Raw genomic sequence first — 22530 nt, 5'->3', positions numbered from 1 at the left:
CGGATTTCGGACGTCACGTCGGGCGGTCCGGCGAATGCCGCTCAGCGGCGCAGGCGCCCCCAGGGGGTGAAGGTGAAGACCGCGCCGCCGAGGAGGAGGACGGTGCCGGCGACGAGGGCCAGGGCGTGGAGGGAGGGGGCGGCGGAGGAGCCGGTTTCGGCGAGGGAGCCGGAGGTCCCGGTCGACGAGGTCGAGGACGCGGACGCGGTGGAGCCGCCTTCGTCGGTGACGTCGAGGGTCAGGGAGACAGCGGTGGTAGTGGGGGTGCAGGTGGATACGACGGTGCCGCCGGAGGTCAGCTTGATGGTCAGTACGCCGGGGGCGAGGGTGACTTCGCCGGTGGAGGCGGGGACGTACGTACCGGTGAGATCGTCGAGGGTGATCAGATCGCCCGTCGCGAAGGCCTTGGTGTTGGGCGGGCCGGTGACCGGGGTGGTGCCGGTCTGCGCGCCGCCCAGGGTGATGGCCATGCTGGGCGTGATCATGCCCTTGGTGATGGCGCTGGGGCTCTTCATGATCCCGGCCCCGTAGTGGACGGTCAGGTCATAGCCACTGCTGCTCTTGACGGCGCTGATGGTGAGCTTGGCGGTCGCGGACTGATCGCCGATCAGGGTCTCGCACTTGTACGGGACCGAGACCTGCTTGCCGGGGTACTTGGTGCCCACGGGGTCGCCGCCGGTGATGGTGCTGGAGGGGGTGGCGCTCGTACTCGTACTGGCGCTCGTACTGGCGCTGGCGCTGGCCGACGCGGACGCGGACGACGACGCCGAGGCGGACGACGACGAGCCGTCTCCCGGCGTCACCGTGATCGTGGCCGCGACGGGGACGGCCGCCGTCGGGGTGCACTGTGTCTGGGTCCCGTACGCGTTGATCGTGTAGGCGCCCGGGGTGATGGTGACCTCGCCCGCGGCCGTGAGCTTGACGGTGCCCGTCATGTCGGAAACCACCATGGCCCCGCCGATCGGGATCTCGGGGTTCTGCTGGGGGCCTTCGACGTCGACGGTGGCGCTCTGGGCGCCGCCGAGGGTGATCTTGCCGGTCGGCTTGAGCTGGTTATCGCCGATGGCGATGGGGCCGGGGTTGGTGGCGGAGGCGAGCTGGGTGAACTTCCAGGTGACGGTGACCTCGTCGCCGACCTTGGCGGTGGCGGGAGCGGTGACGTCTGCCTTGGTGGTGCCGTCCACGGGGTCGACGCCGACTCCGCTGGGCGGCACGCAGTGGGTCGCGTAGGAGACTTCGGCGGCTTCGGCCGGCGCAGCAGTGGCCAACAGGGCGGCGCCGCTGAGCATGAGGATCGCGCCGATGGCTCTGGCCCTGGCGGCTCGCGTTCGGGGATTCGTCACGAGCTGGGTTCCTTTCGGTGTGCGGGTGGTGAGGCACCTGGCGCGAACCAGGGAAGGGTGTGGGTGGAGGTGGGGGTGTTGTCCGGTACGGCGGCGGCGGTGGCCGGGGCCCGGGGGCGCAGGCGGTTGACCACCGCCATGCCGATGCGGAACAGCGCGGAGGGGACCACGACGCAGAGCAGCAGCCAGAACAGCGTCACGCCCCAAGGGCGGCCCACGGACCAGGGGTTGGTGGCCAGAACCTTGCCGCCGTACCGCAGCGACACGGTGTAGTCGCCGTGCGCGCCCGCCGCCAGCTCCACCGGGATTCTGATCTGCTGCTTCGCGCCGGGCTGTACGGTGCCGTGCCAGGGCTGGTCCTCCCACAGGGGGGCGTAGACGCCGTGGGAGGTGCCGACCTGGAAGACCGGGTCCTTCGCCGGGTCGGAGCCGAGGTTGCCGACGGTGATGACCAGGGTGCGCTGCGGCGGGGCGCCGAACCAGGTGAGGAGGCCGCTGGAGCCTTCGAGGCGGGCGGAGAGGACGGCGAGGCGGCCGCCGGTGGTCCGGGTGGGCAGCGGGGCGACGGGGTGTCCGGCCACGACGAAGGGGGCGTCGACGACGACCGGGTCGCCCATGACCGTGGCCACGTGCACGACGCAGGGGCAGGGCTTGGGCGGCTCGGTGACGGGCATCTGGCGGCTGAAGGCGCCGTGCGCGTCGGTCGTCGCGGCACGGCCGCCCGCGTTGGCGCAGGAGTTGGTGCCGCCGATGGCGTTCTGGCCGCAGATGAGGAGGGTGAGCAGGGTGCCGGGCTTCCAGCCCTGGCCGGTGACGGTGATGTCGTGGCCCGCGCCGGCCTTCTTCGGGGAGACGGCGACCGTGGGATCCGTACTGTCGGCCGCGGCGGGTCCGGCTGCCGCCCCGAGGGCGAGGGCCAGGGCGAGGAGGGCGGCCGCGAGCAGGAGTCGTACGTACTTCACGCCGTGCTGCTCCCCACGGGCTCGGCGGCCGGCTCCTCCTGCGGCTCGGGCTGCGTCCGGGGGCGGCGCCTGCGGCGGCGTACGAGAAGCAGCCAGGCCAGCAGGCCGCCCAGCAGCGCCAGCACCACGCCCACGACCAGCCAGGGCACGGCCAGGAAGGTGGCGGAGGCGGTCTCGCTGAGGTCGCCGCGGGCGCTGGTGACCGTCAGATGGACGCCGACGCGGTCGAACTGGGGGGCGGAGGCCCACTTCTCGGTGAGCTCGACGCTCTGGCCGGGCAGCAGCTCAAGCGGCAGGGTACGGGCCTTGCGGTCCAGCAGCGTGCGGCCGAAGAGGCCCTTGGCGGTGAAGCCGACGCGCGGGGTGAGGGAGACGTTGCCGCGGTTGACGAGGGTGTAGCGGATGGTGGCGGTCGAGTCGTCGGTGCCGGGGATCAGGGGCTGGCCGTGGCTGACGGTGACGTGCTCGACGGAGAGGGCGGCCAGGGTCGGGCCGCTGACCTTGAGGTAGATGCGGGCGCCGACGGCCCTGCGCACGCCGACGGCGACATTGCCCGCCGAGGGGTCGGTGTGGGTGTCGAGGGCGACGATCGCGCCGGGGTGGTCACCGGGTGAGGCGCCCTCGGGGATGGTGACGGTGAAGGGGATGTCGGCGCGGGTCCGGGCCGGGATGGTGATCCTGGACTTCAGGAGGGTGACCCAGGAGCCTACGTCGGTGCTCTTCTCGTCGAGGCCGCGTACGGCGAAGCCGCCGTCGCGGGGGGTGTTGTAGGCGTCTGCGCCGTAGAGGGCGAAGGTCATCGGCGCGGAGGAGAGGTTGGAGACGGAGACCTTGTCCTTGAGCGTGGTGCCGGGGTCGCCCTCAAGGGTGAAGAAGGGGCGGTCCTGGGCGGTGGGGCTCTTGTCCTTCGCCCCGGCGGCGGGGGCGGGGAAGACGGACCAGCGGCCGTTGTCGGCGCGGGGGGCGGTCTGCGGGGCGGTCTGCGGGGCGGTCTGCAGAGCCGTCTGCGGGGCCGCGTAGGAGGCGGCGGGCGCGATGCCGAGGCCCAGCAGGGCGGCTGCCGTGAGCAGTGCGGCGTAGGTCCTCGCTCTGGCTGACGCTGACATACCGCGCTCCCTCGTCGTCCTCGTCGTCCTCGTCGTGCTCTTCGGTCCGGTCGGGTGGGCCGGTCCGCAGCGACCGGCCCACCCGAGCTATCTGACTGTGCGTCAGGTAAGGGTCAGGGTCAAGACCGAGGAGTAGGTTCCCGAGGCGGAGAAGGCCGGGACCGAGAGATCCAGGCCGGCGTCCACGGTGAACTCACCGCCGGTGAGGGTCCCGTCGGGGACCGAGGCCAGCGTCGCGCCCACGGTGCCGACGGACCCGGGGGACCCGGCGACGCAGGTGCTCGGGCTGCCGGCCTTCGTGCTGCAGGCCGGCGTCCAGGAGAGGTTGGCGGCGCTGATCGAGGCCGCACCGGGGCCGTCGAAGTCGGTCGCCTTGCCGGTCAGGGACCAGCCGGTGGCGCCGCCCCGGTAGTCCTTGACGGTGACGGTGTTGAGGTTGGCCGTGGAGTGCTCGACGGACCCGCTGACGGTGACCGGCGACATCTCGACCGTGTCACCGGGCTGGGCCATGGACAGGGTGCCGGTCAGCACGGTGCTGGTGAGCTTCTGGCTGCCGGCCGGCGGCGGAGTGTTGTCGATGACGTAGTACGCGATCGGACCGACCGCCGTCGCAGGGTCGTAGGCAGTGCCCTCGAACACGATGATGCCGGTGGTATCGAGGTCACTGACCGCGAGAGATGCCGAGAAGGCACCCGTGGCGTCGGTGGGCGCGTTCACGTACTCCCCCGTCCCGGCCGCACCCTGGACGCCCGCCACGGTGACGGCGGAGTTCGGGGTGAATCCGGCGCCGGTGACGTTGACGGTCGCACCGATCACGCCCGAGCCGGAACTGAGGGTGGCGGTACGGGTGTTGGGCGCGGTAACCGTAATGGTGGCGGCCACCGGGGCGGGCGGGGCGATGACGGTGCAGGGAGTGTCGGCGGAGATGCCGTAGTCGGAGTGGACGACGTAGTCGGACGGCGTCAGCGTGATGCTGCCGGCGGCCGTCGCGGTGAAGGTGCCGGTGATGGTGAGGTCCGGGAAGTCGGCCAGATCCGGGATGGGCGGGTTGGACTTCGGGCCGACGAAGGTCAGCAGGCCGGTCATGGAACCGCCGAGCTGGACCTTGACCGTCGGGGTGATCTGGTCGGCGGGGATGGCCAGGTGGAAGGTGCTGGTGTTGGCCATCGGGGTGTTCAGCACATAGGTCACGGTGACGGTGTCGCCGACCTGGTAGCTGGTCTTGTCCGTGGTGATGGTCGCCACGGTCGTGCCGTCGAATGCCGGAATCCCCGAGATGGACGGCGGTATGCAGTGAGTCGTGAAGGTGGAGTCCGCCGCGGCCGCCGGTGTCGCCAGGACAGCCCCGGCACCGAGAGCGAGTATGGCGGCGCCGAGTACGGCGACCGCCCTCCGTCCCCCCCTGATTGATCTTCGTGCGATTGCGATCATCTCTTACCCCTTGATCACGCTCTGGGCACAGAGTCCCATTTCTGTACCTGCGAGGGTCATTGATGGTCCGGCGATCAAGAGAAGTCAATGCGTACGAGAGACCGAATTTGACGGATCGTCAGATTTATGCGATGGAGCGTCAGCTTCCTTTTCCGCGTTACCGCTCGCGCGCGGCGGCCGACCGCCTGGTCAGCCACAGCACGCCGCCCGCCCCGAGCAGCAGCACCGTGCCGCCGAAGGTGCCCAGCGCCAGGGCGCTGTCGGCCGGGCCGGTCTGCGGCAGGGCGTCGTCACCACCCGACGACGATGACGATGACGACGAACCGGACCCCGTCACCGTGAGCGTCAGCGAGGGCGCCGGGGTCTTGGTCGGCGTACAGGTGGTGGTCGTACCGAGCGCGCTGATGGTCAGGACGCCCGCCGTGAAGGTGACCTTCCCGGACTTCGACGGGGTGTACGTGCCCGTGAGGTCGTTGATCTTGATCGGCGTATTGGCGGGCAGCGCCGCGCCGTTGGCCGGGCCCTTGACCTTGACCGATCCCGACTCGGCGCCGCCCAGCATGATCAGCGCGCTGGGCGTCATCGCACCCTTGCCCAGCTCGACCGGGCTGGACGAGACACCCTTCTTGAAGCTCATGGTGAGCTTATAGCCGGAGCCCGACTTCACGGCCTTGATGTCGATGGGGTCGACGGCGCTCTTGTCGCCGATCGGGGTCTTGCACTTGTACGGGACGTCGACAGTGGTCGCGTACGCGGCAGGGGCGCCGACCGCGACGGCCGCGAAAGCGACGGCGGCCACGGTGGCAGCCGTGACAACGGAATGCCGCACGGGAGTCTCCCTTCCCCCAGGAGTTACTGACGGCATGTCAGATTTGGCGCCCGACAGTACGCCTGTGAGGGAGAGAGAGGAAGAGAAAACCCGGACCGCGACTCAGGCCGCGGCTCAGCCAACAGGCGCCGGTGCGGCCAGTTCGGCCCAGACCATCTTGCCCGGGTGCCCGTCCGGGTGGCGTACGACGCCCCAGTCCAGGCACAGCCGCTGCACGATGAACATCCCGTGCCCGCCGGGCCGCCCCGCCCGGTGCGGGGTGCGCGGGGCCGGGGTGCCGGGGCCGCTGTCGGTCACTTCGAGGCGCAGCGACTTGGGGGTGCGGTGGACGCGCAGTTCCTGCGGGCCGCCGGCGTGCAGGCACGCGTTGGTGACCAGCTCGGAGACGACCAGGAGCACATCCTCGGCGGCGGCCCGGCGGTCCGCCGTGGCGGCCGGCAGCCAGCCCCAGTCGTAGAGGGCCTGGCGGGTGAAGTCACGGGCGAGCGGGACGACGCCGGCGGCGCCGGAGAGGGGTAGGACGCGCACCTGGCCCTGCCCTGAGGGCACGCCCGCGTCACCCGAGTCCGGGTTGCGGTCATCGGCCGCAGGGGGCCGCGTGGTGCTCATCAGCGCTTCACCTCACCGATGTCCGGCAATCCGACAAGACGTGTCCGTGGGTGCCCATGGGTGCCCGTGGTTTTCCGAGGGTCTCCTTACCCGACCATCTCCTGCCCGTAGGTCTCCGGGAGACACCTCCGGAGCCGTACGAAACACTCGCACCGACTCATTCCTTCAGCGCGTCGTCCAGGGTCGCGTGGACCGTGAAGACGGCGTCGGCGCCGGTGATCTCGAAGACCCGGGACACGGCCGGGCTCATCCCCGCCAGGTGCACCCCGCCCCCTGCGGCCTCGGCTTTCAGCCGGGCACCGAGCAGCACGTTGAGGCCGGTGGAGTCGCAGAAATCAAGGTGGGAGCAGTCCACCACCACCTTGGGGATGGCGTCCTCGGCAAGCTTGTCGAGAGGCTCGCGCAGCAGGTCGGCGGTATGGTGGTCGAGCTCGCCGACGGGCGTGACCACCGCGCTCATCGCGTAGCGGCGTACCGCGACCACAAGCCGATCACGGTCGGCCGTACCGACCACTCCGCGGTCCATGTCCCGCCCCTTCTGCGTGTCTGCTGCGCTTCCGGAAACCCTACGCGGTTCCTGAATCCGCCGGTAGCCGGGCCCTCTGGGCTTGCAATGTCACGTCGAAACGGGGTAGGCGTGTTAGAGGAGATGTCCGCCACTGAGGGAGGAAGACATGGCACCCCGGCTCGACGTGCATGACACGTCGGCGACACCCGAGGCCGTCGAGGACCTGGTAATTCCCCCCTTCGACGAGGTCAGTCCGGTTGACGCACGGGCCCTGTCCAAGACTCTGTTCCAGCGCCTGGAGACGCTGGAGGAGGGCACCCCGGAGCACGCGTACGTCCGCAACACGCTGGTTGAGCTCAATCTCGCCCTGGTGAAGTACGCCGCCTCCCGCTTCCGCTCCCGCAGTGAGCCGATGGAGGACATCATCCAGGTCGGCACCATCGGCCTGATCAAGGCGATCGACCGCTTCGAGCTGAGCCGCGGGGTCGAGTTCCCCACCTTCGCGATGCCGACCATCGTCGGTGAGATCAAGCGCTTCTTCCGCGACACGTCCTGGTCCGTACGCGTCCCGCGCAGACTGCAGGAGCTGCGGCTGGACCTGGCCAAGGCCGGCGACGAGCTGGCGCAGCAGCTGGACCGCGCCCCGACCCCCTCCGAGCTCGCCGCGAAGCTGCGGATCAGCGAGTCGGAGGTGATCGAGGGCATGGGCGCGAGCAACGCGTACACCGCCAGCTCCCTGGACGCCCAGCCCGACGAGGACGACGCCGAGGGCGCGCTCGCGGACCGGATCGGCTACGAGGACCACGGCCTGGAGGGCATCGAGAACGTCGAGTCCCTCAAGCCGCTGATCGCCGACCTGACACCGCGCGACCGGCAGATCCTGTCGCTGCGCTTCGTCGCCAACATGACGCAGTCGGAGATCGGCGACGAGCTGGGCATCTCCCAGATGCATGTCTCCCGCCTGCTGACCCGGACGCTGAGGCGGCTGCGGCGGGGTCTGCTGGTCGAGGAGTAGGTCGGTCGCCGGCCCGTCAGCCAGTCAGCCGTCAGCCCGTCGAGGTCCACGGCACTTGCGGCGACCGGTAGTAGTTGATGCCGAGCGCCGTCCAGCGCGGACCCTCGGCGGCGAGGCGCTGCCGGAAGGAGGCCCAGCTGTGGGTGCCGGCCGGTGACCAGCCGACCTCGGCGATCGCCGGGAGCCGGGGGAAGGCCAGGTACTCGATCTCCGAGCTGTCCGTCACCGTCTCCGACCACAGCGGGGCCTCCACGCCGAGCACGGAGGACGCGGGCGCGCCGCGCACGACGGTCGCGGGATTCCAGTCGTAGGCCTTCTGGACCTCGATGTAGCCCGCCCACTTCTGGCCGATCGGCGTCTCCTCGTCGTACTTCATGTCCAGGTAGGCGTGATTCGCCGGGGACATGATCAGCCGGGTGCCCGCCCGCGCGGCCGCCGCGACCGGCTCCTCGTCGCCCTTCGTGCCCCAGTACTGTGCGATCGCCCCGGGGGCCGGGTCCGCTCCGGTGATCTGGTGCCAGCCGATGACGGTCTTGCCGTACCGCCGCACGATCTGCTGGGCGCGGTCCATGAAGGCGACGTAGTCGGCGCGGCTGGTCACCCGCGCCTCGTCGCCGCCGATGTGCAGATACGGGCCCGGGGTCATCGCCGCGATCTCACGGATGACGTCGTCCACGAACTGCGTGGTCGCCGGCTTCGGTACGCACAGCGAGCTGAAGCCGACGGCGGTGCCGGTGTAGAGGGCGCGCGGGACGCCGTTGCAGTTCAGTTCCCCGTAAGAGGCCAGCGCGGCGTTGGTGTGGCCCGGCATGTCGATCTCCGGGACGACGGTCAGATAGCGGCTCGCCGCGTAACGCACGATCTCCTGGTACTCGGCCTTGGTGTAGTAGCCGCCGGTCCCGCCGCCGACCTGCGTGCTGCCGCCGTACGAGGTCAGGCGGGGGCGGGACGTGATCGCGATCCGCCAGCCCTGGTCGTCGGTGAGGTGGAGGTGCAGGCGGTTGATCTTGTAGAGCGCGAGCTGGTCGATGTACCGCTCCACCTGCTGGACGGTGTGGAAGTGCCGCGCCACATCCAGCATCGCGCCCCGGTAGGCATAGCGCGGGCGGTCGGCGATCGTGCCGCCCGCCACGGTCCAGGGGCCGGGCCCGTAGAACTCCCGTTCCACGGAGGCCGGGAGCAGCTGCCGCAGAGTCTGTACGCCGTGGAAGAGCCCGGCGGTCGTCGCCGCGCTGATCACCACCGCCCGGGGCGTGGACTGCAGCCGGTATCCCTCGGTTCCGGTGTTCCCCGTACCCGGTTCGGTGAGCGCCAGCACGATGCCCTCGCGCTGCGCGCTCGTCGTCAGCGGCAGCTCGTACCCCGTCGACGGCCGCAGGATGCCCGCCAGATACCGGCCGACCGCGGCCGCCCCCGGCGACCCCGCCGGGACGTGGATGGCCGCGTCCTCCGCCAGCGTGAAGGCCCCGCCGCCCGCCTTCACGGACGCCGGCACCGGGACGACCTGCGCGAGCGGCCGCGGGGCGTCGGCCGCCGCCGCTGCCGCTGCTTGCGGGGCCGCCGGCACCGCGGCGACGCCGAGGGACAGCAGGAGCGCGGGCACCACACTTCGTCGTCTCATGCCTGAAGCACTACCACCATATGTGTGGGTTCTTGCCCATAAATATGAAGGTCTACACCAATTCGCGCACCCCGCCCCGCCATACGGCTGACACCAGCGGCACCCCCGGGCGATACGCCAGATGTACGTGTGACGGTGCGTCAAGCAGGGCCAGGTCGGCGCGCGCACCGGGCGTGATCCGCCCGATGTCGCCACGGCGCAGCGCCTTCGCCCCGCCGAGGGTCGCCGCCCCGATCGCCTCGTCGGGCGTCATCCCCATGTCCCGTACCGCCACCGCGATACAGAACGGCATGGACGTGGTGAACGACGACCCCGGATTGCAGTCCGTCGACAGCGCGATCGTCGCTCCCGCGTCCAGGAGCCGACGGGCATCCGGGTATTGGGCCCGGGTCGAGAACTCCGCGCCGGGCAGCAGCGTCGCCACGGTCTGCCGTGCGCTCGCCGCCAGCGCGTCCACGTCCTCGTCCGTCAGATGCGTGCAGTGGTCGGCCGAGGCCGCGCCCAGCTCCACGGCCAACTGCACGCCCGGGCCATGGCCCAGCTGGTTCGCATGCACCCGCGGGATCAGCCCCCGCTTCTGACCTGCCGTCAGGATCGCCCTGGCCTGCTCCCCGTCGAACGCCCCCCGCTCGCAGAACACGTCCACCCAGCGGGCGTACGGCGCACACGCCTCCAGCATCTCGCCGGTGACCAGCTCCACGTAGCCCGCCGGGTCGTCCGCGTACTCCGGCGCCACGATGTGCGCGCCGAGGTACGTGGTCTCCGTGGTGTGCGCGGCCGCGATGCGGAGGGCGCGGGCCTCGTCGTGCGGGGTCAGGCCGTAGCCGGACTTCGTCTCGATGGTGGTCGTGCCCTGCCGCAGGGCCTCGGTGACATACCGTCGGATGTTGGCGTCGAGGTCGGTGTCGCTGGCGGCCCGTGTCGCGGCCACCGTCGTCCGGATGCCTCCGGCGGTGTACGGCCGGCCCGACATACGGGCGTTGAACTCCTGGGTGCGGTCGCCTGCGAACAGCAGGTGCGAGTGGGAATCCACGAAGCCGGGGATCGCGGCGCGGCCGTCCGCGTCGTGGGTGGTGTCCGCGGCCGGCGCCTTCGCCTTCGGGCCGACCCAGGCGACGGTCTCGCCGTCCAGCACGACGGCGGCGTTCTGGACCAGGCCGAGCGGGCCCTCGCCCAGGGCGGGGTCGTTCGTGACCAGGCTGCCGATGTTGGTGACGACGGTCGTGGTCATGGGCTCGCTGCTTTCGTGCGGGCGGGCTGAAAATTCAGCCCGTCCGGCGATTGAGGACCGGGTCCGGGCGGAGCCCGGTTTCGGGAAGGGGCGGGGTGGGGGCTAGCCGCCCAGCGCCCCTGCGACGGCGGACGCGAGCTCGACCGCCGCGTGGGGGACGAGCTGGTGGTGGCCGTCACGGACGACGTGACGGCCGCCGACGACGGTGTGCAGGACATCGGCGGACGTGGCGGCGAAGACCGCGGCCTCGGCCGCGAGGCGGGCCGGTGGCCCGGCCGTGCGGACGGAGTCGAGGGCGACCGTGGCGAAGTCGGCGAGGGAGCCGGGTTCGAGGCGGCCCGCGTCGGGCCAGCCGAGGGAGGCGTGACCGTCGGACGTGGCGGCGCGGAGCAGACGAGCAGCCGTCCAGTGGCCACGCGTGCGCGTGTGGAGGCGTTCGTCGAGTTCGAGGGCCCTGGCTTCCTCGAGGAGGTCGATGACGGCGTGGCTGTCGCTGCCGAGGGTGAGCGGGGACCCGGCCAGCTCCAGGGACTTCGCCGGGCCGATGCCGTCGGCGAGGTCGCGTTCCGTCGTCGGGCACATACAGACGGCCGTGCCGGAGGTGCCGAGGAGGGCGATGTCCTCAGGCGTCAGATGCGTCGCGTGGACGACGGAGGTGCGCGGGCCGAGAACGCCGTGCTCGGCGAGCAGGGCGGCCGGCGTGAGCCCGTACGCGGCGATGCAGGCGTCGTTCTCGGCGGTCTGCTCGGAGAGGTGGACGTGCAGCGGCGCGTCGCGCTCGGCGGCCCAGGCCGCTACCTGTCCGAGCTGATCGGCCGGTACGGCCCGTACGGAATGGATCGCGGCCCCGATCCGGGCGTGGGAGCCCGCCTTCAGCTCCGAGGCCCGCACTGCCCACGCATGGGCGTCGCCGTCGCTGAAACGCCGCTGGTGGGGGTCGGGGGCGGCGCCGAAGCCGGAGGAAAGGTAGGCGGTGTCGAGGAGGGTGATGCGGATGCCGGCCTCGGTGGCGGCGGCCATCAGCGCCTCGCCCATCGCATTGGGGTTGTCGTAAGGGGTGCCGTCGGGCTGGTGGTGGAGGTAGTGGAATTCACCCACGCAGGTGATGCCGGCCAGGGCCATCTCGGCGTACACGGCACGCGCAAGCTCGAAATACGTCTCCGGGGTGAGCCGGGCCGCGACCGAGTACATCACCTCGCGCCAGGTCCAGAAGGTGCCGGAGCCCACCTGGACCGTGCCGCGCAGGGCGCGGTGGAAGGCGTGGCTGTGCGCGTTCGCGAGCCCGGGGATCGTGAAGCCGCGCAGGGTGACCGCCCCGACGGGCGGGGCCTCGGCGCGGGGGCGGACGGCGGTGATGCGGCCGTCGGAGGCGGTCTCGATGACCACGCCGGGCTCGACGGTGTCGTTCAGCCAGGCGTGTTCCGCCCAGTAGGTCTGCGGCGTCAGCGACACGCGAGCCCCTCCAGTACGTCGGCGAGTGCGGTGACCCCGGCGAGGCAGTCGTCCTCGGCGGCGTACTCGGCCGGCGAGTGCGAGATCCCGGTGGGGTTCCGTACGAACAGCATGGCCGTCGGGACGGAAGCGGACAGGATTCCCGCGTCGTGTCCGGCGCCGGTGGGGAGGACGGGGACGCCGCCGAGCAGCTTGGACAGCTCGTCGCGCAGGCCGTGGGCGAATTCGACCACCGGAGTGAAGGACTCCCGGGTCACCCGCACCTCGACCCCGTCGCGGGCGCCGCGCTCGACCGCCGCGCGCTCGATCTCGGCGACGACCTCGGCCAGGGTCGCCTCGTCGGCGGCGCGGGAGTCCAGCCAGCCCCGGACGAGGGAGGCGATGGCGTTGACCCCGTTCGGCTCGACGGAGACCTTGCCGAAGGTGGCCAGGGCCCCGGCGAGGCGGGCCTTCTTGCGCGCGGCGAGGACGGTGTTGGCGTACGTCAGCATGGGGTCGCGGCGGTCCTCCAGGCGGGTGGTGCCCGCGTGGTTGGCCTCGCCGTGGAAGTCGAACCGCCAGCGGCCGTGCGGCCAGATGGCGGAGGCGACGCCCACGGCGTGCGGTGTGTCGGCCAGCGCCCGGCCCTGCTCGACGTGCAGCTCCACGAAGGCGCCGATGCGCGCGAGGCGCTCCGGGTCCGGGCCGATGGCCTCGGGGTCGTATCCGGCCGCCTCCATGGCCTGCGGAAGGCTCACGCCGTCCGCGTCGCGCAGTTTCGCGGCATGCGCAGGCGTGAGCTGCCCCGAGGCCAGGCGGGAGCCGACGCAGGCCAGGCCGAAGCGGGCGCCCTCCTCGTCGCCGAAGTTGACGATGGCGAGCGGCCTGCGCAGGACGGTTTCCCGCCCGCGTTCCCGCTCGCGCAGCTCGTCCAGCGCGGCGAAGGACGACACGACGCCCAGCGGGCCGTCGAAAGCCCCGCCGTCCGGGACGGAGTCCAGGTGTGAGCCGGTGACGACCGCGTCCCCGGCGGCGGGGTCGCCGAGCCAGGCCCACTGGTTGCCGTTGCGGTCGACCTCGTAGGCCAGGCCCCGGCCCTGCGCCTGGGCCCGGAACCAGGCCCGGCAGTCGGTGTCGGCGCCGGTCCAGGCGTAGCGGCGGTAGCCGCCGCTCCCGGAGTCGCGGCCGACGGGCAGCAGGTCCGCCCACATCTCGTGGAACGAGGAGGTCACGCGGCCCCGCCCTCGTCCCCGCCCTCGCGCATCGGCACGCGCACGCCGCGTTCGTCCGCGACCTCGTCCGCACGGTCGTAGCCGGCGTCCACGTGCCGGATGACACCCATGCCCGGGTCGTTGGTCAGCACCCGGCGGATCTTCTCGCCGGCGAGCTTGGTGCCGTCGGCGACCGTGACCTGGCCGGCGTGGATGGAGCGGCCCATGCCGACCCCGCCACCGTGGTGGATGGAGACCCAGGAGGCGCCGGAGGCGACGTTGACCATGGCGTTGAGCAACGGCCAGTCGGCGATCGCGTCGGAGCCGTCGAGCATGGCCTCGGTCTCGCGGTAGGGGGAGGCGACGGAGCCGGCGTCCAGGTGGTCGCGGCCGATGACCAGGGGGGCGGCCAGGGTGCCGTCGGCGACCATCTCGTTGAAGCGCTCGCCGGCCTTGTCGCGCTCGCCGTAGCCGAGCCAGCAGATGCGGGCGGGCAGGCCCTGGAAGTGGACCCGCTCCCCCGCCATCTTCATCCAGCGGGCGAGGGACTCGTTCTCCGGGAAGAGCTCCAGGATCGCCTTGTCCGTCTTCGCGATGTCCGACGCCTCGCCTGAAAGCGCCGCCCACCGGAAGGGGCCCTTGCCCTCGCAGAACAGCGGCCGGATGTACGCGGGCACGAATCCGGGGAAGGCGAAGGCGCGCTCGTAGCCGGCGAGCTGGGCCTCGCCCCGGATGGAGTTGCCGTAGTCGAAGACCTCGGCGCCGGCGTCCTGGAAGCCGACCATGGCCTCGACGTGCTTGGCCATGGCCTCCCGCGCGCGCTGCGTGAAGTCGGCGGGCTTCTCGGCGGCGTACGAGGCCATGTCGGCGAAGTCCACGCCGATCGGCAGATAGGCCAGCGGGTCGTGGGCGGAGGTCTGGTCGGTGACGATGTCGATGGGCGCGCCCTCGGCGAGCATCCGCGGCAGCAGTTCGGCGGCGTTGCCGAGCAGGCCGATGCTGAGCGGCCTGCGCGCATCGCGGGCTTCGGTGGCGAGCTGCAGCGCGTGCGCGAGGCTGTCGGCCTTGACGTCGAGGTAGCGGTGCTCGATGCGGCGCTCGATGGCGCGCGGGTCGCAGTCGATACAGATCGCTACGCCGTCGTTCATCGTCACGGCGAGCGGCTGCGCGCCGCCCATGCCGCCGAGGCCGGCGGTGAGCGTGATCGTCCCGGCCAGCGTGCCGCCGAACTTCTTCTCGGCGACGGCGGCGAAGGTCTCGTACGTGCCCTGCAGGATGCCCTGGGTGCCGATGTAGATCCACGACCCGGCGGTCATCTGCCCGTACATCGTGAGCCCGAGGGCCTCCAGACGGCGGAACTCCTCCCAGTTCGCCCAGTCGCCGACCAGGTTGGAGTTGGCGATCAGCACGCGCGGCGCCCACTCGTGCGTCTGCATCACGCCGACGGGGCGGCCGGACTGCACCAGCATCGTCTCGTCCTGCTTGAGCGTCTCGAGGGTGCGCACCATGGCGTCGAAGGAGCGCCAGTCACGGGCGGCCTTGCCCGTGCCGCCGTAGACGACCAGCTTGTCCGGGTGCTCGGCGACCTCGGGGTCGAGGTTGTTCTGCAGCATGCGCAGCGCGGCTTCCTGCTGCCAGCCCTGGGCGCTGAGCTTGGTCCCGCGCGGGGCGCGTACGGGCCGCGGTCCGGAACTGGTGCCGATGCCGGTCATGGGCGGGGCCTCCTCGTGACTGGGTGACTGGTGACTGGTGACTGCCGACTGGATTGATTAATTCAGATCATTGCAAGCTGAATACCTCTAGTCAACACTGACAGGGCCTGTCCGGCGGATCCGGGTCGGACAGGCCGCGGCTTCTGGTGCGGTGCATCGCAAGGCGCCGGAGTGCCCGCAGGGTGGTTTCCTGCGGGCACTCCGGCAACGCCGCGAGGTGCCGCCCGCCGCGCCAGCGGCTGATGTCACTGTGGCGTCGCGGACCCGGCCAGGATCCGCCGGACAGGCCCTGGGCGGTCTGGCACGCCTGATCCGGGAATGGTTGGCTGAGGCACATGACTGATCTGGTGGAACGGCGCGGACAGGCGATGCGCGCGGCGGTCGAGCAGGGGCTGATCGGCCCCGAGCAGCCCGTCGCCGGGCTGCTCGACCTGGACGGCATCCGGGAGACTGCGCGGGAGCTGCACGCCGCCTTCGCCACGCCCGGCGTCGAGGTGCAGCACACCTTCGCGGTCAAGGCCGCCGCCCTGGTGCCGGTGCTGCGCGTGCTGGGCGAGGAGGGCATCGGGGCCGAGGTCGCCAGCCCCGGCGAACTGGCCATCGCCCGCGCGGCCGGCGTCCCGGCCGCCCGCATCGTGCTCGACTCCCCCGCCAAGACGCCCGGCGAGCTCCAAGAAGCGCTCGCCCTCGGCATCGCCCTCAACGCCGACAATCCGCAGGAGCTGACCCGCCTCGACAAGCTGGTCCGCCCCGGCGCCCCGCCCGCGTCCCCGCTCGGGCTGCGGGTCAACCCCCAGGTCGGCGGCGGCTCGATCGGCGCCACCAGCACGGCGACGGCCACCTCCAAGTTCGGCTTCGCCCTACGGGACGAGGGCGCCGAGGACTGGGTCGTCCAGGCCTACCTCGACCGCCCGTGGCTCAACCGGCTGCACACCCACACCGGCTCGCAGGGCGTGCCGCTGGAGCTGATGGCGACGGGCGTACGGGCCGCGTACGAGCTGGCCGAGCGGATCAACGCCGCCGCCGGGCGGCAGCAGGTCACCGTCATCGACATCGGCGGCGGCCTCCCCGTCAACTACGACTCGGACGACTTCCGGCCCGCCTACCGCGGCTACGCGGACCTGCTGCGCGCCGCCGTCCCCGGGCTCTTCAGCGGCCGCTACGGGCTCGTCACGGAATTCGGGCGCTCGCTCCTCGCCAAGTCCGGCGTCATCCTCGCCCGCGTCGAATACGCGAAGTCCGCCGGCGGCCGCGCCATCGCCGTGACCCATGCGGGCGTCCAGGTCGCCACTCGCACGGTCCTCGTGCCCGACGCCTGGCCCCTGCGGGTGCTCGCGCTCGATCCGAAGGGCCGTGCCAAGGACGGCCCGCCCGTCATCCAGGACGTCGCCGGGCCCTGCTGCTTCGCCGGGGACCTCGTCGCGCAGGGCCGGGAGCTGCCGCTGCTGGAGGAGGGCGACTGGGTCGCCCTGCTCGACACGGGGGCGTACGCCTTCTCCACCCACTACGGGTACAACTCGCTGCCGCGGCCCGGGGTTTACGGCTTCAGCGTCGCGGAGGGCGGTGGGGTGCGCTTCGGGGTGATCCGGCGGCCGCAGACGCTGGCCGAGCTCGTGGCGGAGAGCGGCGGCTGAAGCCGGACGGGCTGAAATCAGCGCGCCGCGGCTGCCGCGCGGCGGCGGGAGCCGCCGGGGCCGGCGTCGCCCGCGACGGGGCCCGTGGTCTCGTAGGCGGCAGGGTCGTGGCCGGGCCGTAGCCACAGCAGCTGGTCACGGGAGCGCTCGACGCGGCCGAGCCAGAGCGCCTTGGCCCAGAGGCCGAAGCCGAGGCCGGCGAGGAAGAGGCCGAGGGCCGCGGGGGCGGCGGCGGAGGAGGCGATGGCGATGACGAACGCGGCGAGGAGCCACCAGCGGCGGGAGCGGGCCCAGGTGCGGGCGGTGACGCGGCGGTCCTGGAGGAAGACGGACTTGGGGGCGCGGGTGGCGGCGTCGGCAAGCCTGACGTAGCGCTTGCGGTGCACGGCGAAGGCGAGGACCGCGGCGAGGATGAAGAGCACGGCACCCGCGAGGACGCCGATCCGGCGCCCGAGCAGGCTGGGGACGAAGACACCGATCCCGGCCGAGACGATTCCGAGCCACCACAGCCACCGCGCCGCCGCGCGGACCGTCACCGCGACCCGTGCCAGCACATACGCTCCTGCGCGCACCACCGCTGTCCTCCTGCTCCCGTTCGCACAACATGTCATGTCGGTGCTGGGGAGGGTACTCAGACAATCTCAAAATCGCGTTAATAAGGACGGGGTGAAATCCAGCCCAAACCCCACGGCCCAGGGCACCGGCGGCCTCCTCGACGTGAACGCCAAGCCCGGCACCCCGCTCGGCACCACCGGCATCGTGACCCTGAGCGGTACGTCGTCCAACGGCACGTTCGCCGGCGACATCAAGGTGCGGCTCACCGTCGGAACCACCGACCTGGTGGTCAACAAGCTTTCAAGCGCACCGGCGACAAGCCCGGCAGCACCATCGACGAACCGATCACGATCAGCAACACCGGCACCCTGCCCGCGAACGGCGTGCAGCTGCGGCTGCACACCACCATCGGCCTCGCCTACGCCGAGCGGTACTCCAACTGCGTGTACGGGACGGTGTCCGAGAACGACTACGACATGGCGAACCAGGCGCTGTGCACCTTCGACACGGTCATCGAGCCCGGCAAGGCCTACAAGCTCAGCGAGCCGCTCGGCCTGGACGTGACCAAGCAGGCGCTGTTCGAACTCTTCGGCGACCAGGCCTTCCCGGTCACGGCGGCGACCACCGCCTCGACGGCCGACGGCCCCACGCTGTCCCTCGTCCCCGCCGGAACCGCCGCCACCGACGGCACGGCCGCCAACCGCCAGGTCATCGACGCCGACAACACCGCCGACATGGCCGGGGTCGGCGACACCGCCGACGGCAAGCCCGGTGACGTGGTGAAGGTGACCGTGGCCCTGCACAACGACGGCCCCGGCTGGGTCGGCATCAACGCGAGCGACGACCAGCCCGCGCTGCTGGTGACCATCCCCACCGGCACCAGCGCGGTGGAGATACCCGATCACTGCAGCGTCTGGCGGGAGGAGGCCAAGTCCGGGACCGGGGAACAGACGCCCGGCAAGCCGAAGTACGTCTGCCAATCCTCCCCGTCCGAGTACGCGGTCGGAGAGGCCCGGAAGTTCACCTTCGGTCTGAAGATCAAGGCAAACACCACGGACACCACCATCGGGGAAGTCCGCGCCACCACGGCATACGACAACGAGCTGACCTTCGACGACAACAAGGCGAACGACACCGCCGCGATCACGGTCACGGTGTCGTCCGGCACCACCGGCGGCAACCAGCCCCGCACCCAGACTGACACCGGGTCGGAGCTGGCCGAGACCGGCGGCAGCAGCGGCACGCCCTGGATCGCCGCCGCGGGCGGGCTCGCGGTCGTCGTCGGCGCGGTGCTCTTCGGCTCCGTACGGCTGCGGCGCAGGCGCACCTAAGCGCAAGTAGGCACGCGTAAAACACGCGGCGGCCCGGGGCCTCACTCCACGAAGAGGCCCCGGGCCGCCGCTCGTGCGTCGAACTCCTCAAGCCGTGCCTGCGCATCGGGCAGTCCGTCGCACATGGCCTCCAGCAGCACCCGCCCGAGCAGCATCGGGGAGCACGCGGTGTCGAAGGCGAGGCCGGTGCCGACGGCTGCCGGGAGCAGCAGGTCGGAGTGCGCGGCGACGGGGGCGAAAGTGCTGTCGGCGACGGTGATGACGGTCAGGCCGGCGGCCTTGGCATAGGCGAGGGCATCCACGACCTCGCGCGGGTGGCGCGGCAGGGCGAAGCACAGCAGGGCGGTGGCTCCGGCGCGTACGGCCGCGTCGATGCGGTCGGCGAGCATCGTGCCGCCCTCGTCGATCAGCCGGACTTCGGGGTGGACCTTGGCGGCGAAGTAGGCGAAGCCGCCCGCCTGGGCGCTCGCCGCGCGCAGGCCGAGTACGAGGAGCGGCCGGGAGCCCGCGAGCAGGGTGCCGGCGCGGGCGACGGGCCCGGGGTCGGCGAGCAGGGCGGCGAGGTGGCGGAGGTTCTCGATCTCGGCGTGGACGGCTTCCTGGTATTCGTTGTACGAGTCCGTGGGCGCCCCCTGCGCAGTGGCGGGCGGGACGACCTCGCGCAGCTGCTTGCGCAGCGCGGGGTAGCCGTCATAGCCCAGGGCCACGGCGAAGCGGGTGACCGAGGGCTGGCTCACGCCGGCCAGTTCGGCGACCTCGACGCTGGAGAGGAAGGGCGCGTCAGCGGCCCGCCGGACAAGACAGTGGGCGATGCGCCGCTGCGTGGGCGTGAGGCGGTGGGCCTCGAAGAGCTTCATCAGCCGCGCGGCACCGTCGTCCGCCGGGCCGCCGTCCGCCGGGCTGTCCGCCGCCGCCCTCTCCGCCGTGTCCATACGCAAGCCGTCCTCCCGCTCCCTCGCACCTGCCGGTATCCGATATTCACTCGACAGCGTGCTGTATGAGCGTATACGCGCTCACGGGGGCGGCAGCAGTCCCTTCTGCGGCTTGCCCATCGCATTGCGCGGGAGAGCGTCCAGGAAGATCACCCGGCGCGGCCGCTTGTGGACGGACAGGTGCCCGGCGACGAAGTCGATGAGCGCTCTCTCACTGACCCCCGCTTCTGTGTCCGTGTCCGCGACGACATACGCCACGATCTCCTGCCCCAGGTCCTCGTGCGGCGCTCCGACGACCGCCGCCTCCCGCACCCCCGGGTGGTCCAGGAGCGCGTTCTCGACCTCGCCCGCGCCGATCCGGTAGCCGCCGGACTTGATGAGATCGGTGGAGGCCCGCCCCACGATCCGGTGCATGCCGTCCGGCTCGATGACGGCCATGTCCCCGGTCCGGAACCAGCCGTCGGCCGCGTACGAGTCCGCCGTGGCCTCCGGCCGCCCGAGGTAGCCGTCGAACAGGGTCGCGGCCTTCACCTGGAGCTCGCCGATGGTCGCCCCGTCGTACGGCACGGGCTCGCCGTCCTCGCCGACGAGCCGCGTCACGACCCCGTCCACCGGCAGGCCGACGGACCCGGGACGGCGCTCGCCGGAGGCCCGGGTGCTCAGCGTGATCAGGGTCTCCGTCATGCCGTAGCGCTCGACGGGCCGCTGCCCGGTCAGCTCCTCCAGACGGCGGAACACCGGCGCTGGCAGCGGCGCGCTCCCGGACACCAGCAGCCGCGCCCCGCTCAACGCCCGCGCGGCAGCGGCGTCCTGGGCCACCCGCCCCCACACCGTCGGCACGCCGAAGTACAGCGAGCCGCCCGCCGCCGCGTACGCCTCCGGGGTCGGCCTGCCCGTGTGCACGAGCCGGCTGCCGACCCGCAGCGCCCCCAGCACGCCCAGCACGAGGCCGTGGACGTGGAACAGCGGCAACCCGTGGACCAGCGTGTCCTCGGCCGTCCAGTCCCAGGCGGCGGCCAGCGCGTCCAGGTCGGCCGCGACAGCCCGCCTCGCGACGAGTACTCCCTTGGGCGGCCCGGTGGTGCCCGAGGTATAGAGGACGAGCGCCGTGGCGTCCGCCGCCGGCTCGGCTCCCCGCCAGTCCGCCCGCTCCGCCAGATCGACCGGGGGCAGCACGTGGGCGCCCGAGTCGCGCAGGATGTGGTCGCGCTCGGCCGGCCCGGCGTCCGGCGGCACCGGCACCACCGGCACCCCGGCCAGCAGCCCGCCCACCACGGCCACGACCGTCTCCAGGGCCGGCGCCGCGTTCACCGCGACGGCCGGGGCGCCGCCGATCCGGGCGGCGACGGCGGCAGCCGCCCCGAGCAGCTCCTCACGGGAGCAGGAACGGCCGGCGACGGTGACGGCGTCGCCGGAATCGGCCGAGGCGGGGGCCGTCAGGGCGGGCAGCAGATGCATGGCTCCGACTGTACGCATCCGCCACGCGTCACCGGCTCCGCGTCCTCCCCGGGGAGGGGACCTCCCCCGGCAGGCTTAGGGGGTTTACCCCAGTGCCAACCGCCGCCGGGCTCCCTACGGTTGGCACATGGACGCCCGCGACCAAGAGCTGAAGAAGGAACTCGCCGCCACCATCCAGGCGCGCAAGGATCTCGGCGAGGAATACGAGTCGGCGCTGGTCGACTCCTTCATGGAGAAGATCGACCAGCGCCTCGACGCCCAGATCGAGCGCCGCGTACGCCGCGAACTCGCCGAGCACCAGACCTCGTTCGCCCGCGCCGGCCGCCCCGTCGCCCGCCCCGGCCCGCCCCACGCGGGCGGCGGCCGCTTCGCCGCCCGCTACGGACTGGCCGGCTTCTCCCTGATCCTCGCGATCCCGCTGTCCGCGATCGCCGCGAACTCCGGAATCCCGGGGCTGCTGATCACCTGGGTCGGCATCGTCGGCGTCAACACGGCCCAGTCCATCGGCGCGTTCGCCAGCGAGCGGGGTCTGGACCGGCGACGCCGCTCCAAGCCCGACGACGCGTGGGAGGACTGAGCGCCGCGCGCGAATTCCGGTGCGTTACCTGCGGGCCGTGGTGGGCTGATCGCGCAGTTCCTCGCGCCCCTTCGGGGCACGGCTTCACGCGGCGTACCGGTCAGGCTCCGATCAACCCCGCCACCCGCCGTGCCGTCGCCGCGTCCCGCGCCGCCGCGAACGGCCGGCCCCCGTCGGCCATCCGCCAGGGCCTCCCGGCCGTGCCCAGCACCGTCCCGCCCGCCTCGGCCACCAGCAGGATGCCGGCCGAGTGGTCCCACGGGTTGTCGTACACATACGCCGCCGCGTCCAGCTGTCCTCTGGCCACATCCAGGTAGTCACACCCGGCCGAGCCGCTCGCACACGCCTTGACGCCGTGCGCCGGCCCCAGTCCGTAGAAGCGCTCGTACTGCTCACCCGTGAGGTGTTCGGGCCTGGCCGAAGCCATCAGCACCGGCCCCTCAGGCTCCCCGGCGGCGATCCGCAGCGGCTCGCCGTCCAGCAGCGCGCCCTCGCCGCGCCGGGCGGCCGCCATCCGCCCCGACACGGGGTGGTGTATCCAGGACGCGAGCAGCTCGCCGCCCTGCGCGAGGGCGACCAAGGTCACGAATGACGGGTCCCCGCGTACGAAGTTCGACGTGCCGTCTATCGGGTCGATGATCCACACCGGGTCATCGCCGAGCAGCGCGTCCTTCAGCGTCGGATCGGCGTGCACCGCCTCCTCGCCGATCACGGCCGAGCCCGGCAGCAGGGCGGTCAGCGCCTCCGTCAGCCGCGCTTCGACCTGTCGGTCGGCGACGGTGACCAGGTCCAGGGGCCCCTTCTTCTCGCTGACGTCCCCTTCGGTGAGCTTCCCGAAGCGGGGAGTCGCCTCTTCGGCGACGACGCCACGTATTAAGGCCTCGACATCTTCGTGCATGTGGTGCATGCGGGCCATGGAACCAGACGTTCCGGGAACGACACCCCCCGGGTACGACGGCCGACGCCCACCCGGCATCTGCGGTCGACGGTCGGCGATTGAGCCAAAGCGGAGCGGCCGCTGTCGAAAAGGAGAC

Annotated in this window: 20 protein-coding genes; 4 read left to right on the top strand and 16 right to left on the bottom strand. The window is 72.0% G+C overall.

Features of this window, described 5'->3' with window-relative positions; translation table 11 throughout:
- Positions 1 to 41: 41 nt before the first annotated feature.
- The 7 genes from OG607_RS28155 to OG607_RS28125 form a co-directional block, all read right to left on the bottom strand.
- Positions 42 to 1343, bottom strand: coding sequence for a hypothetical protein (locus OG607_RS28155; protein WP_405729238.1), 1302 nt, complete (start codon positions 1341 to 1343; stop codon positions 42 to 44).
- The gene (locus tag OG607_RS28150) at positions 1340 to 2305 is read right to left on the bottom strand and encodes a hypothetical protein (protein ID WP_405729235.1); all 966 of its coding nucleotides are present in this window, start codon (positions 2303 to 2305) and stop codon (positions 1340 to 1342) included. Before OG607_RS28150 ends, OG607_RS28155 begins: the two co-directional genes overlap by 4 nt.
- Positions 2302 to 3411 (bottom strand): DUF916 domain-containing protein, encoded by a 1110-nt coding sequence (locus OG607_RS28145; RefSeq protein WP_405729232.1) that lies wholly within the window; start codon positions 3409 to 3411, stop codon positions 2302 to 2304. Before OG607_RS28145 ends, OG607_RS28150 begins: the two co-directional genes overlap by 4 nt.
- 102 nt (positions 3412 to 3513) lie before the next feature.
- The gene (locus OG607_RS28140) at positions 3514 to 4842 is read right to left on the bottom strand and encodes a beta-xylosidase (protein WP_405729229.1); all 1329 of its coding nucleotides are present in this window, start codon (positions 4840 to 4842) and stop codon (positions 3514 to 3516) included.
- A gap of 157 nt (positions 4843 to 4999) precedes the next feature.
- Entirely contained in the window at positions 5000 to 5707 is a 708-nt protein-coding gene (locus tag OG607_RS28135; protein ID WP_405729226.1) for an LPXTG cell wall anchor domain-containing protein, read from the bottom strand.
- Between the two features lie 78 nt (positions 5708 to 5785).
- The gene (locus OG607_RS28130; protein WP_405729223.1) at positions 5786 to 6280 is read right to left on the bottom strand and encodes an ATP-binding protein; all 495 of its coding nucleotides are present in this window, start codon (positions 6278 to 6280) and stop codon (positions 5786 to 5788) included.
- Positions 6281 to 6437: 157 nt separating this feature from the next.
- On the bottom strand, positions 6438 to 6806 hold the full coding sequence (locus tag OG607_RS28125; RefSeq protein WP_405729220.1) for an STAS domain-containing protein: 369 nt from the start codon (positions 6804 to 6806) through the stop codon (positions 6438 to 6440).
- A gap of 148 nt (positions 6807 to 6954) precedes the next feature.
- Here OG607_RS28125 and OG607_RS28120 point away from each other — a divergent pair, with 148 nt between their 5' ends.
- Positions 6955 to 7803: an RNA polymerase sigma factor SigF gene (locus OG607_RS28120; RefSeq protein ID WP_405729217.1), complete on the top strand. Its 849-nt coding sequence runs from the start codon at positions 6955 to 6957 to the stop codon at positions 7801 to 7803.
- Between the two features lie 31 nt (positions 7804 to 7834).
- Here OG607_RS28120 and OG607_RS28115 read toward each other — a convergent pair whose 3' ends face one another.
- From OG607_RS28115 to hutU, 5 genes are all read right to left on the bottom strand, one after another.
- On the bottom strand, positions 7835 to 9424 hold the full coding sequence (locus tag OG607_RS28115) for a beta-N-acetylhexosaminidase (RefSeq protein WP_405729214.1): 1590 nt from the start codon (positions 9422 to 9424) through the stop codon (positions 7835 to 7837).
- A 52-nt stretch (positions 9425 to 9476) separates the two neighbouring features.
- Positions 9477 to 10655, bottom strand: a complete 1179-nt coding sequence (gene hutI / locus OG607_RS28110) for an imidazolonepropionase (RefSeq protein ID WP_405729211.1) — start codon at positions 10653 to 10655, stop codon at positions 9477 to 9479.
- Between the two features lie 102 nt (positions 10656 to 10757).
- Complete coding sequence (locus OG607_RS28105; protein ID WP_405737111.1) at positions 10758 to 12101, bottom strand: formimidoylglutamate deiminase; 1344 nt, start codon at positions 12099 to 12101, stop codon at positions 10758 to 10760.
- The gene (locus OG607_RS28100; RefSeq protein WP_405737108.1) at positions 12098 to 13297 is read right to left on the bottom strand and encodes an allantoate amidohydrolase; all 1200 of its coding nucleotides are present in this window, start codon (positions 13295 to 13297) and stop codon (positions 12098 to 12100) included. Before OG607_RS28100 ends, OG607_RS28105 begins: the two co-directional genes overlap by 4 nt.
- Positions 13298 to 13314: 17 nt before the next feature.
- Complete coding sequence (gene hutU / locus OG607_RS28095; protein WP_405729208.1) at positions 13315 to 15009, bottom strand: urocanate hydratase; 1695 nt, start codon at positions 15007 to 15009, stop codon at positions 13315 to 13317.
- 335 nt (positions 15010 to 15344) lie between these two features.
- On the opposite strand from hutU, the gene OG607_RS28090 reads away from it, so the two are divergent.
- Positions 15345 to 16643 (top strand): diaminopimelate decarboxylase, encoded by a 1299-nt coding sequence (locus OG607_RS28090; protein WP_405729205.1) that lies wholly within the window; start codon positions 15345 to 15347, stop codon positions 16641 to 16643.
- A gap of 17 nt (positions 16644 to 16660) precedes the next feature.
- Here the strand turns inward: OG607_RS28090 and OG607_RS28085 are convergent, their stop codons facing one another.
- Positions 16661 to 17215 (bottom strand): hypothetical protein, encoded by a 555-nt coding sequence (locus OG607_RS28085; RefSeq protein ID WP_405737106.1) that lies wholly within the window; start codon positions 17213 to 17215, stop codon positions 16661 to 16663.
- A gap of 366 nt (positions 17216 to 17581) precedes the next feature.
- Between OG607_RS28085 and OG607_RS28080 the strand changes: the two genes are divergently transcribed.
- Positions 17582 to 18529: an LAETG motif-containing sortase-dependent surface protein gene (locus tag OG607_RS28080; protein ID WP_405729202.1), complete on the top strand. Its 948-nt coding sequence runs from the start codon at positions 17582 to 17584 to the stop codon at positions 18527 to 18529.
- A gap of 41 nt (positions 18530 to 18570) precedes the next feature.
- On the opposite strand, the gene OG607_RS28075 is transcribed toward OG607_RS28080, so the two are convergent.
- Together OG607_RS28075 and OG607_RS28070 are read right to left on the bottom strand one after the other, a co-directional pair.
- Positions 18571 to 19461, bottom strand: a complete 891-nt coding sequence (locus tag OG607_RS28075; protein WP_405729198.1) for a MurR/RpiR family transcriptional regulator — start codon at positions 19459 to 19461, stop codon at positions 18571 to 18573.
- A gap of 81 nt (positions 19462 to 19542) precedes the next feature.
- A complete protein-coding gene (locus tag OG607_RS28070; protein WP_405729195.1) occupies positions 19543 to 20919 on the bottom strand; it encodes an AMP-binding protein in 1377 nt (458 codons plus the stop codon).
- Positions 20920 to 21046: 127 nt separating this feature from the next.
- Here OG607_RS28070 and OG607_RS28065 point away from each other — a divergent pair, with 127 nt between their 5' ends.
- On the top strand, positions 21047 to 21496 hold the full coding sequence (locus OG607_RS28065; protein WP_405729192.1) for a hypothetical protein: 450 nt from the start codon (positions 21047 to 21049) through the stop codon (positions 21494 to 21496).
- Positions 21497 to 21596: 100 nt separating this feature from the next.
- Here OG607_RS28065 and OG607_RS28060 read toward each other — a convergent pair whose 3' ends face one another.
- Positions 21597 to 22403, bottom strand: coding sequence for an inositol monophosphatase family protein (locus tag OG607_RS28060; RefSeq protein WP_405729189.1), 807 nt, complete (start codon positions 22401 to 22403; stop codon positions 21597 to 21599).
- Between the last annotated feature and the right edge of the window lie 127 nt (positions 22404 to 22530).

Source organism: Streptomyces sp. NBC_01537 (assembly GCF_045040445.1).
Lineage (GTDB): Bacteria > Actinomycetota > Actinomycetes > Streptomycetales > Streptomycetaceae > Actinacidiphila.
Note: the sequence above shows the minus strand (reverse complement) of the source record. Positions and strands in the feature narration are given on the sequence as shown.